Source organism: Microbacterium sp. I2, assembly GCF_051364985.1.
In the GTDB taxonomy this organism is placed as follows: Bacteria; Actinomycetota; Actinomycetes; order Actinomycetales; family Microbacteriaceae; genus Microbacterium.
The window spans coordinates 377,752-388,409 of the sequence record NZ_JBLWIH010000010.1; the positions used below are offsets into that span (position 1 = coordinate 377,752).

A 10,658-nucleotide genomic window follows, 5' to 3' on the forward strand; every position below is an offset into this window, starting at 1 on the left:
GCCGGGTATGACGGATGCCATCAAGATCGACGTGTGGAGTGACATCGCCTGCCCCTGGTGCTACATCGGCAAGCGCAATCTGGAGAGGGGTCTGGCCGCGGCATCCGCCGACGACGACGCTCCCGCCGTGGAGGTGACCTTCCACTCCTTCGAGCTCTCGCCCGACACTCCCGTGGACTTCGAGGGCGATGAACTCGACTTCCTCGCCACCCACAAGGGCATGCCACGCGAGCAGGTGCAGCAGATGCTGGAGCGCGTCACAGGCGTCGCCGCAGAGGCCGGGCTGCAGTACCGCTTCGACCTGCTGCAGCACACCAACACCGTCAAGGCGCACGAGCTGCTGCACTTCGCCAAGGAGAACGGCCGCCAGAACGAGCTCGCCGAACGACTGATGTCGGCGTACTTCACCGAGGGCCGTCACCTGGGTCGCGAGGACGAGCTGGTGGAACTCGCGACGGATGCCGGTCTCGAGGCCGACGCCGCGCGCGAGGCGCTGCGCAGCGGTCGCTACCTCGCCGCGGTGCGCGCCGACCAGGCGCAGGCCCAGGCGTACGGGATCAATGGCGTGCCGTTCTTCGTCATCGACGGAAAGTACGGTGTTTCGGGGGCACAGCCCGCGGAGGCGTTCGCGCAGATCGTGCGTCAGGTGTGGGGCGAGCGCCGCGAGCCGGCGGTCGTCGACGGCTGACCCGCCGCCTCAGCGGGGGAGGTTCGCCTCGATCACCTCGACGATCGCCGGGTCGTCGGGCTTCGTCTGCGGACGGAAGCGATGGATGCCTCCCCCCGGCGTCACCACGAACTTCTCGAAGTTCCAGCGAACCGGGCCCTTCTTGCCGTCCGCGTCGCGCGTCTGCTTGAGCGACTTGTAGAGGGGTGCGGCCTTGCCGCCGTTGACCTTGACCTTGTCGAAGACGGGGAAAGTGACCCCCCATGTCGTCGCGCAGTACTCGAGGATCTCGTCCATCGAGCCGGGCTCCTGCCCCATGAACTGATTGCACGGGAAGCCGAGCACCGTGAAGCCGCGGTCCGCGTACGCGCGCTGCAGCTGCTCCAACTGTTCGTACTGCGGCGTCAGCCCGCACCGGGACGCGACGTTGACCACGAGGATCACCTGATCGCCGTAATCGGCGAGCGTCGCGGTGCCGCCGTCGGCGGTCTGGAACGGGATGGAGCGCAGATCGGTCGTGATGGCCTCGGTCATATCCCCAGGCTAAGCCCCGGCATTCAGCCGTGCATCGGATTCCTATAAGAGAATGGGACCCGTGACCATTGCCATCGCCCCCGAGCGCACTCTGCGCATCGGGCCCATCGAACTCGACGCGCCCGTCGTGCTGGCGCCGATGGCGGGCATCACCAACACCGCTTTCCGCAGGCTGTGCCGCGAATACGGCGCGGGACTGTACGTCAGCGAGATGATCACGACCCGCGCGCTGGTCGAGCGCAACGCCACCACGATGCGGCTCATCACCCACCACGAGTCCGAGACTCCGCGGTCGATCCAGCTCTACGGCGTCGACCCGGCGACGACCGAGGCCGCTGTGCGCCTCCTCGTGGAAGATGATCGCGCAGACCACATCGATCTGAACTTCGGATGCCCCGTCCCCAAGGTCACCCGCAAGGGCGGGGGCGCCGCGCTGCCGTGGAAGATCGGTCTGTTCCGTGACATCGTCACGCGGGCCGCCCGTGCCGCGGGCGACATCCCCCTGACGGTCAAGATGCGCAAGGGCATCGACTCCGACCACCTGACGTACCTGGATGCGGGCCGGATCGCCGAGGACGCGGGAGTCGCAGCCGTGGCGCTGCACGCGCGGACCGCGGCCGAGTTCTACTCCGGCACCGCGGACTGGTCGGCCATCACCGAGCTCAAAGAGACCATCACCAGCATCCCGGTGCTCGGCAACGGCGACATCTGGTCGGCGGAGGACGCCGTGCGCATGATGGACGAGACCGGATGCGACGGCGTCGTCGTCGGCCGCGGATGCCTCGGCCGCCCATGGCTGTTCGGCGACCTCGCGCGCACCCTCGGGCGACCGGGCGCCGCCCCCTCCGAACCCGTCGATGCGACCCTCGGATTCGTCGCCGCCGCGTTCCGCCGGCACGCGGAGCTGCTCGTGGACTTCTTCGAGGACGAGGTCCGAGGCTGCCGCGACATCCGCAAGCACGTCGCGTGGTATCTCAAGGGGTACCCGGTCGGCGGCGAGCTCCGGGCTGCACTGGCCACGGTGTCGAGCCTGGCCGAGATCGACGACCTTCTGTCGACCCTCGACCTCGACGCCCCGTACCCGGGGGCCGCGGCCGAGGGCCAGCGCGGACGCGCCGGCACGCCGAAGCGACCCGCGCTGCCCGAGCACTGGCTGGATTCGCGAGATCTCGCGACCGAGGAGTCGTCTGCTCTCGCCGACGCGGAACTCGACCACAGTGGTGGCTGACGCGGAGGGCGCCGCGGAGCGCCCACCGGGCTACGGCGATGCCGACGCCGCTCGCTTCCACGCCGAAGAGCACCGTTCGCAGCGTGACGACTTCGCGCGGGACCGCGCCCGCGTGCTGCACTCCGCCGCCTTGCGCCGGCTGGCGGCGAAGACCCAGGTGCTGAGCCCCGCCAGTCCGGCCGATTTCGCCCGGAACCGTCTCACGCACTCGCTGGAGGTCGCGCAGGTCGGCCGGGAGCTCGCGACATCGCTGCGTCTGGCCGCCGACGTCGTCGACACAGCGTGCCTCAGCCACGACCTGGGCCATCCGCCGTTCGGGCACAACGGCGAGCGTGCCCTGAACGAATGGGCCGAGGACTTCGGAGGGTTCGAGGGGAACGCGCAGACCCTGCGAATCCTCACCAGGCTGGAGCCGAAGGTCGTGGACGACGAAGGGCGCAGCTTCGGCCTGAATCTCACGCGCGCGAGCCTCGACGCCTCGTGCAAGTACCCGTGGACGGCCGACCACCCGCTCCCGGATCCCGGCGGTCGGCTGAAGTTCGGCGTGTACCCGGAGGACGAGGACGTCTTCGCGTGGCTGCGTTCCGATGCTCCCGGACGCGTCCGGTGCATCGAGGCCGAGGTGATGGACCTCTCGGACGACATCGCCTATTCGGTGCATGATTTCGAGGATGCCGTCGTCAACGGCTATCTCGATCCGGCTCGGCTCGCCGACCCCGCTGAGCATCAGGCACTGCTCAGCGCCATCCAGTCGTGGGTCGGTTTCGACTTCGCTCGAGACGAACTCGAGGACGCCCTGTATCGGCTCATGCGGATGCCCGAGTGGATCGACGCGTTCGACGGCACCCGCGCCTCGCTGGCGCGGCTGAAGAACCTGACCTCGGATCTGATCGGACGATTCGCCCGAGCGGCCACGACCGCGACCCGCGAGGCCTACGCCACCACGGTGCTCACCCGCTACCGGGGTCACCTGGTCGTGCCGCGGGTAGTGGAGGCCGAGATGGCCGTCCTGAAGGGCATCATCGGAGCCGTGGTGGTGTCGATCGAGGGGCGCAAGGACCTCTACAAGGAGCAGCGACGAGTCCTCAAGCGCCTCGCGTCCGCGCTGTGGGATCGGCCCGACGCCTTGGACCCGCTCCACGCGCAGGATCTGTCGCTGGCCGATACGGACCGGAAGCGTCGCCGCGTCATCGTCGACCAGGTGGCGAGCCTGACCGATCAGCTGGCGATCGCGTGGCACGGTGCCCTGGTCGGACCGGTGGACGCGTCATCCCTCGGCGTCTGGTCGCCCGGAGCGCGCCCTGTCATCGACGTCCCGCGCCCGGCATCCGTCGATTCCGTCGAGGGCCGCTGATGGCGGGGCGCATCCGGCAGGCCGACGTCGACGAGGTCAAGGCGCGGACGAACATCGCCGACATCATCGGGGAGCGCGTGGCGCTGAAGTCGGCGGGCGTGGGGTCTCTCAAGGGTCTGTGTCCCTTCCACGACGAGCGCAGCCCGAGTTTCAACGTGCGGCCGCAGGCCGGCTTCTACCACTGCTTCGGCTGCGGTGAGTCCGGCGACGTCTACTCGTTCCTGCGAGCGATGGACCACGTCACCTTCACCGAGGCCGTCGAGCGCCTCGCGGGGCGACTGGGATTCACGCTGCACTACGAGGACGGCGGCGCGGCGCCCGAGACGGCCGGCCGGTCGCGTCTCTATGCGGCCAACGCGGCCGCTGCGGAGTACTTCCGGGCACAACTGGCGACGCCGGAGGCCGAGGCGGCACGCAGCTTTCTGGGGCAGCGAGGGTTCGACGCCGGCGCGGCCGCGCACTTCGGTGTGGGCTACGCGCCGAAGGGCTGGTCGAACATGCACGGCGCCATGCGCAAGCTCGGGTTCAGCGATGAGGAGCTCAGCGCCGCCGGACTCGTCTCGCAGGGTCAGCGCGGTGTCTACGACAGATTCCGCGGGCGCGTAGTGTGGCCGATCCGCGACGTCACCGGGCAGGTGATCGGGTTCGGTGCGCGCCGGCTGTACGACGACGACAACGGGCCGAAGTACCTCAACACTCCCGAGACGACGATCTACAAAAAGGCCCAGGTCCTCTATGGACTGGATCTGGCCAAGCGCGACATCTCGCGCGAGCACCGGGTCGTCGTGGTCGAGGGCTATACCGACGTCATGGCGTGCCACCTCGCGGGGATCACCACCGCGATCGCGACGTGCGGCACGGCGTTCGGATCGGACCACATCACGGTTCTGCGGCGAGTGATGGGCGACGATTCCACCGCCGGTGAGGTGGTCTTCACCTTCGATCCGGATGCCGCAGGCCAGAAGGCGGCGCTGCGCGCCTTCGCCGACGCCAAGAGGTTCAACGCCCAGACCTACGTCGCCACCGGGCCGGAGGGCCTCGACCCCTGCGACCTCCGTCTCACCCGAGGGGACGGCGCGGTGCGCGCGCTGATGGATGCCAAGGTGCCGATGGTCGAATTCGTTCTCGACCAGCGCGTGTCCGGATTCGATCTCGCCAGCGTCGAAGGGCGCGTGGGCGCCCTGCGCTCGGCGGCGCCGGTCGTCGCGGAGTTGCGCGATCCGCTGCTGCAGCCGGAGTACGTCCGGGTGCTGGCCCGCCGGCTGGGCATGGACACCGAGGCGGTCCGCCGTGAGGTCGGCCGTGCGGGGCGCGGCGGACGCGCAGATGCGGGGGCCTCGGCCGAGCCGTCACGCGCCCCGGCCGACGAGACCGCGATGCGTGTGTCGCTCGCGTCCCTTCCGCGCAGCCCCGAAGTGGGGCTCGAGCGGGACGCGCTCATGGGCGTCTTGCAGTTCGGCCACCGCATGGACACGACACTCGTCGCACGCGCGCTCGACCTGCCCTTCCGGCATCCGGCACTGGACGCCGTCCGAGTCGCGATACAGGGTGCGCGCGATCGGCAGCGACCGGGCTGGGCGGTGGACGCCGTGGCGACGGTCCGCGAGCCGTACCGCTCGCTCGCCGCCGAGCTCCTCGCGGGGGACTTTCCCGCTCTGCACGACGACGAGGCCGTGGCGTCCGCCCATGACCTGGTGCGAAGGCTGATCATGCGCGGGCTGGACGGCGAGAAGAGCGAGCTGCTGGGCGCCATCCAGCGTGTGCCCGCCGCCTCTGAAGAGGGACGCCGCATCCGGCTGCGACTGCGCGAGCTCGACGCCGAGCGACAGGCACTGGCCGACGGCGCCTGACCGCAACACCCCTGCACGCCGTGTCGGCTGGCGCGACGACCACGTGTCACGGCAGGATGAACTCATGCCTCGCCGTCGAGATGCCGATGTCGCCGTCCGGTGCGTGGATCTCTCCCTCGCGCGATCCGGACGCGCCGGCGGCACCCAGCGAGTGGTCGACGGTGTGTCGTTCGAGCTGACGCACGGCGGCACGCTGGCGCTCATGGGCCCGACGGGCGCCGGCAAGTCGTCGCTCGCCGCCGTCCTGGCCGGTGCCGGCGAAACGGGGCTCACCGTCGTGGGCGGCACAGCCGAGGTCGAGGGCATCCCGGTGCGCAATCCCGGACGCGCCCACCGGCAGCTGACGTACTACGCCGGGTATCTCCCGCAGTCCGCGGGTGCGCACCTTCCCGCGCGACTCACCGTCGGCGATGTCATCGGCGAGCCGATCACAAGCCGCGACAAGCGCGTGAATCCTCGCGCACTCGCGGTCCGTGTGGCGACGCTGCTCGACGAGATGCTGCTTCCGCTGGGCGCGGCGGCGAAGTATCCGTACGAGCTGAGCGCGGGGATGCGGCAGCGTGTCGCGCTCGCTCGAGCGCTGGTGCTCCAGCCGCGGGTGCTGATCGCCGACGAGCCGTTCTCGAACATGGACGTCGAAGTCCGCAAGGCCGCCCGCGATGCGCTGGTGCGCCGCCGGCACGACTTCGGCATGGCGACTCTGGTCGTCACGAACGAGCCGGAGCTCGTCCGTGAGCTCGATGCCGACGTGCTCGTGCTGAGGTCGGGTCACGCGGTCGCCTTCGGCCACGGCACCCATGACCTGCTGTGGACCCCGAGCGGAGAAGCGGACCGGCGTCTGGTCAGCTGACAGGGCCCGGTGTCACGACCACCCTGCGGGCTTTGCTAATATGGACTGGTTGCCCGCGCTGCGGCGAGGGGCATTCCTCCATAGCTCAATTGGCAGAGCAATCGGCTGTTAACCGATAGGTTCTTGGTTCGAGTCCAAGTGGGGGAGCGAAGGCCTCGGGGCTCCACCCCCGGGGCCTTCATTCGTATATCGGCCGACACGAGCGCCGGATCCTCACCCCTCGAGGTCGTCGATTCCCGGTGTCCAGGATTGGCCCGGCCGACCCCACCCGCGCTTGCGGGCGATCTTCTGCACCGTCTTCCAGTCGCCGTCGCCGAGACGGTCCACGTAGAGGATGCCGTCGAGGTGATCGAACTCGTGCTGCATGATGCGGGCACGCCAGCCGTCCACCTGGATGCGCACCGGCCGGCCTTCGATGTCAAGACCCGTCACCAGCACGTCGTCGGAGCGGCGCAGCGGGAACCGCTCGCCGGGGAATGACAAGCATCCTTCGGCCTCGTCGTCAGGATCGGGTTCGCCCGGTTCGAGTGGACGTATCCACAGCTCCGGGTTGATGATCACCCCACGCCAGGGCGCGCCGTCGTCGTCGGCGTAGGAGTAGGTGTAGATCCGCAGCGGAACCCCGACCTGCGGAGCCGCCAGCCCCACGCCGGGAGCGGTATCCATCGTCTCGAACATGTCGGCGACCAGCGTGCGGATCTCATCCGTGATCTCCTCCACCGGCGCGGCGGGGGAGTGGAGGACAGGATCACCCATGATGCGAATCGGGAGAACAGCCACGCCTTGAGCCTATCGACCGGCGCTGCAGGTTAGTGTCAATACGTGGTGTGGATGGTGGCCGAGCTCGAGGACGTGGGCGATCAGCTCGTCGGCGCCTTCCAGAACCCCGGCCTTCTCATCGGCATCCCGCTGGCCCTGCTGGGTGCCGTCTTCATGTCGTTCGGCGCGCAGTACCAGCACCGCGGCGTCACCAAGGTCGAACAGCTCAGCGGCGCGACGGCGCACCAGGGACTGAGTGCAGGGCACCTTCTCAAACTCCTTTCGCGGCCCTCTTGGGTGCTCGGAACGGTCATGCTGGGCATTGCGATCATCTGCCAGCTGACCGCGCTCGCCTACGCGCCGCTGATCGTGGTGCAACCCCTCGGGGCGATCGCCCTGGTCATCACCACGCTCCTCAATGCGCAGATCAGCGGTCACAAGCCCACCAGGCGGTCGCTCATCGCGATCGCCGCGTGTGTCGGCGGCATCTTCGTCTTCGTCACGATCGCCGCCCTGTTCGCGACCGAGAAGCCGGTGTCGAACCAGCAGCTGATCACGATTCTCGTGCTCCTCGGAGTGGTCACGATCGTCTTCGCGGGGCTGTTCCTGTGGTTCCGCAAGCGCATCGGCGCGCTGTTCTACATCACCGCCGCGGGTGTCATCTACGGATTCGTGGCGACGCTGGCCAAGGTCGTCATCGTGCGCATCCAGAACGGCGACTTCGAGTGGCTGACGATGCTGTGCCTGGCCGCACTGATCCTGAGCGCGATCGTGGGCGCGTACTTCGTGCAGACCGCGTACTCGTCCGGCCCGCCCGATCTCGTCGTCGCGGGTTTGACGGTCGTCGACCCGATCGTCGCGATCCTGATCGGCCTGATCGTGCTGCAGGAGGTCGCCGGGGCGCCGCTGTGGGTCTACATCGCGTTCGGCGCGGTGGGTGCCGTGGCGGTGTGGGGCGTGTTCCAGCTCGCTCGCCATCACCCGCAGATCATCAGCGAGAGCCAGGAGCTTCCGATACAGCGGGGCAGCAGTGGCGGCGAGGTGGATGCCGCGCATCCGCGCACCAGTTCCGTCCGCGTCAGCGAAGCCGTCGCCAAGGTATGGCCCGAGCCACCCGTGAAGGACCCGGCGGACGGCTCAGAAAGCCGCTGAGACGACCCGGCCGCGGCTCGCGGTAGGCTCGTCTGCGCACGGAGACGTGCAAGGGGCGGTGGCCAAGCTGGTCAAGGCAGCGGGCTCATAACCCGACGATCGTGGGTTCAAGTCCCACCCGCCCTACCGTGAACGACGTCGCCCGCACAGGAGTGGCGGCGTTCACTCGTTGGCCGATGAGAGTTCGTTCACCATCCTTACTTTCGGAGGGGGCGCCCTGTCGCGGCCGCTTCCGTTCCGTGTAGCGTCATCGGCATCACACTGTCCCTGACTCCCCACGGAGGCGAACGATGAAGTTCTTGCAGAGGCTCGGAAGATCGATCATGCTCCCGGTGGCTGTGCTGCCGGTGGCTGCGATCCTGTCGGGCATCGGTTTCTGGATCAGCAACGGCGGGAAGAATCCCAACCTCGTCTCGACGTTCCTCGATGCCGCGGGCGGTTCGCTGCTCGGGAACATGGCCCTGCTCTTCGCGGTGGGCATCTCGATCGGTATGGCGAACAAGTCGGACGGCACCTCGGCGCTTGCCGGTCTCGTGTCGTGGCTCGTCGTCACGACGCTGCTCAAGCCCGAGACGGTGATGCTCTTCACGGGCGTCGGCGATGTCAACGAGGTGGACCCCGCCTTCCTGCGGGTGCAGAACGTGTTCGTCGGCATCATCTGCGGCCTCATCGGCGCGTGGTGCTACAACAGGTTCAAGGACACCAAGCTGCCCGACGCGCTGTCGTTCTTCTCGGGCAAGCGCTCCGTCGCGATCGTCACGGCGGGCTTCTCGCTCGTGCTCGCGATCGTCCTGTTCTTCGTCTGGCCGTTCGTCTACCAGGCGCTGGTCGGGTTCGGAGAGTGGATCGTGACACTCGGCGCGTTCGGCACCGGCATCTACGGCTTCCTCAACCGCCTGCTGATCCCGGTCGGCCTCCATCACGCGCTGAACTCGGTGTTCTGGTTCGACGTCGCCGGCATCAACGACCTCAACAACTTCCTCGACGGAACGGGCACGTACGGTGTCACGGGCCAGTACATGACGGGTTTCTTCCCGATCATGATGTTCGGGCTGCCGGGTGCCGCCCTCGCGATGTACCTGACGGCCAGGACGACACGCAAGAAGCTCGCATACGGCATCCTCCTCGGCGGCGCCATCTCGTCGTTCTTCGTGGGCGTGACCGAGCCGCTCGAGTTCGCCTTCATGTTCCTGGCGCCGGTGCTCTACCTCGTGCACGCGGTCTTCACAGGCATCTCGATGGCGATCAGTCAGATACTCCCGGTGCGAATGGGCTTCGGATTCTCGGGCGGTTTCGTCGACCTCGTCCTCGGGTGGATGAACCCGATGGCCCAGAACCCCTGGCTCATCCCCGTCATGGGCGTCTTCTGGTTCGGCATCTACTTCGTCGTCTTCTACTTCATCATCAAGCGCTTCAACCTGAAGACACCGGGTCGTGAGGACGACGACATCCTTGCCGACGACACCGAGTACGACACGCGCGCGACCGACGACAAGTACCTCGTCACGGGCGGTCGCTTCATCAACGCACTCGGCGGCAAGGACAACATCCTCGAACTCGAGAACTGCGCCACGCGCCTGCGGATGGAGATCGACGACGTCAGCAAGGTCGACGACACCGCGCTCAAGCGCGCCGGCGCGGCGGGAACCATGAAACCGGGCGGCAAGTCGGTGCAGGTGGTCTACGGCACGAACGTTCAATTCGTGAAGGACGCGATGGAGGCCATCATGACCGGACGTGCCGAAGCACCCACCGGGGCTGCTCCAGAGCCGAGCACGGCGCCCGGAGGCACCGGCGTCCTGACGGGGGCCGCCACCACCACGATCACCCTGCGCCAGCCGCTCCAGGGAAGGGTCGTGCCGCTCGCCGAGGTGCCGGACCCGACGTTCGGTCAGGGGATCATGGGCCCGGGGCTCGCGATCGAGCCGACGGGCGACACGGTCATCGCTCCGGCTGACGGAACGATCGGCGCCACGTTCGACAGCAGCCACGCGGTGGCGCTCGTGCTGGGCGACGGCACCGAGCTGCTGATCCACGTCGGCATCGACACCGTCGAGATGAAGGGCGAGGGCTTCCAGACCCTCGTCGAGAAGGGCCAGAAGGTCACCGCGGGCACTCCGCTGCTCCGGTTCGACCTCGCGAAGATCCGAGCCGCGGGGCACCCCGCGGTCACGCCGGTCATCGTCCTCAACAACGAGAACGCGCGGATCGACTTCACCTGATCCGAAGGGAATGCGGTGGCGGATGCCTCGGCCGAGGCATCC

At 68.2% G+C, this 10,658-nt stretch carries 9 protein-coding genes and 2 tRNA genes; 9 read left to right on the forward strand and 2 right to left on the reverse strand.

Translation table 11 applies throughout. From position 1 onward, the window contains the following. Positions 1 to 7: 7 nt before the first annotated feature. Positions 8 to 688, forward strand: a complete 681-nt coding sequence (locus ACLKM7_RS10995) for a DsbA family oxidoreductase (RefSeq protein WP_436447210.1) — start codon at positions 8 to 10, stop codon at positions 686 to 688. 9 nt (positions 689 to 697) lie between these two features. Here ACLKM7_RS10995 and ACLKM7_RS11000 read toward each other — a convergent pair whose 3' ends face one another. Continuing rightward, on the reverse strand, positions 698 to 1,201 hold the full coding sequence (locus ACLKM7_RS11000; protein WP_436447211.1) for a glutathione peroxidase: 504 nt from the start codon (positions 1,199 to 1,201) through the stop codon (positions 698 to 700). Between the two features lie 52 nt (positions 1,202 to 1,253). On the opposite strand from ACLKM7_RS11000, the gene dusB reads away from it, so the two are divergent. The 5 genes from dusB to ACLKM7_RS11025 all read left to right on the forward strand — a co-directional run bounded on the left by dusB (position 1,254) and on the right by ACLKM7_RS11025 (position 6,630). Then, a complete protein-coding gene (dusB, locus tag ACLKM7_RS11005) occupies positions 1,254 to 2,429 on the forward strand; it encodes a tRNA dihydrouridine synthase DusB (protein ID WP_436447212.1) in 1,176 nt (391 codons plus the stop codon). After that, entirely contained in the window at positions 2,419 to 3,783 is a 1,365-nt protein-coding gene (locus ACLKM7_RS11010) for a deoxyguanosinetriphosphate triphosphohydrolase (protein ID WP_436447213.1), read from the forward strand. The genes dusB and ACLKM7_RS11010 overlap by 11 nt, the downstream gene beginning before the upstream one ends. Beyond that, positions 3,783 to 5,633 (forward strand): DNA primase, encoded by a 1,851-nt coding sequence (gene dnaG / locus ACLKM7_RS11015; RefSeq protein WP_436447214.1) that lies wholly within the window; start codon positions 3,783 to 3,785, stop codon positions 5,631 to 5,633. Before ACLKM7_RS11010 ends, dnaG begins: the two co-directional genes overlap by 1 nt. A gap of 64 nt (positions 5,634 to 5,697) precedes the next feature. Next, entirely contained in the window at positions 5,698 to 6,483 is a 786-nt protein-coding gene (locus ACLKM7_RS11020) for an ATP-binding cassette domain-containing protein (RefSeq protein WP_436447215.1), read from the forward strand. Between the two features lie 74 nt (positions 6,484 to 6,557). Then, a tRNA-Asn gene (locus tag ACLKM7_RS11025) sits at positions 6,558 to 6,630 on the forward strand. Positions 6,631 to 6,696: 66 nt separating this feature from the next. Here the strand turns inward: ACLKM7_RS11025 and def are convergent. After that, positions 6,697 to 7,263, reverse strand: coding sequence for a peptide deformylase (gene def / locus ACLKM7_RS11030; RefSeq protein WP_436447216.1), 567 nt, complete (start codon positions 7,261 to 7,263; stop codon positions 6,697 to 6,699). A gap of 42 nt (positions 7,264 to 7,305) precedes the next feature. Between def and ACLKM7_RS11035 the strand changes: the two genes are divergently transcribed. From ACLKM7_RS11035 to nagE, 3 genes are all read left to right on the forward strand, one after another. Continuing rightward, positions 7,306 to 8,394, forward strand: coding sequence for a DMT family transporter (locus tag ACLKM7_RS11035; RefSeq protein ID WP_436447217.1), 1,089 nt, complete (start codon positions 7,306 to 7,308; stop codon positions 8,392 to 8,394). A 52-nt stretch (positions 8,395 to 8,446) separates the two neighbouring features. Beyond that, positions 8,447 to 8,520: transfer RNA gene (locus ACLKM7_RS11040), tRNA-Ile, on the forward strand. 164 nt (positions 8,521 to 8,684) lie between these two features. Further along, the gene (gene nagE / locus ACLKM7_RS11045) at positions 8,685 to 10,616 is read left to right on the forward strand and encodes an N-acetylglucosamine-specific PTS transporter subunit IIBC (protein ID WP_436447218.1); all 1,932 of its coding nucleotides are present in this window, start codon (positions 8,685 to 8,687) and stop codon (positions 10,614 to 10,616) included. The last annotated feature ends 42 nt before the right edge of the window (positions 10,617 to 10,658 follow it).

Excerpts from the sequence above, each read along its gene's own strand:
- ACLKM7_RS10995 (WP_436447210.1), top strand. The coding sequence starts at position 8 with ATGACGGATGCCATCAAGATCGACGTGTGGAGTGACATCGCCTGCCCC.
- ACLKM7_RS11000 (WP_436447211.1), bottom strand. The coding sequence starts at position 1,201 with ATGACCGAGGCCATCACGACCGATCTGCGCTCCATCCCGTTCCAGACC.
- dusB (WP_436447212.1), top strand. The coding sequence starts at position 1,254 with ATGGGACCCGTGACCATTGCCATCGCCCCCGAGCGCACTCTGCGCATC.
- dnaG (WP_436447214.1), top strand. The coding sequence starts at position 3,783 with ATGGCGGGGCGCATCCGGCAGGCCGACGTCGACGAGGTCAAGGCGCGG.
- ACLKM7_RS11020 (WP_436447215.1), top strand. The coding sequence starts at position 5,698 with ATGCCTCGCCGTCGAGATGCCGATGTCGCCGTCCGGTGCGTGGATCTC.
- nagE (WP_436447218.1), top strand. The coding sequence starts at position 8,685 with ATGAAGTTCTTGCAGAGGCTCGGAAGATCGATCATGCTCCCGGTGGCT.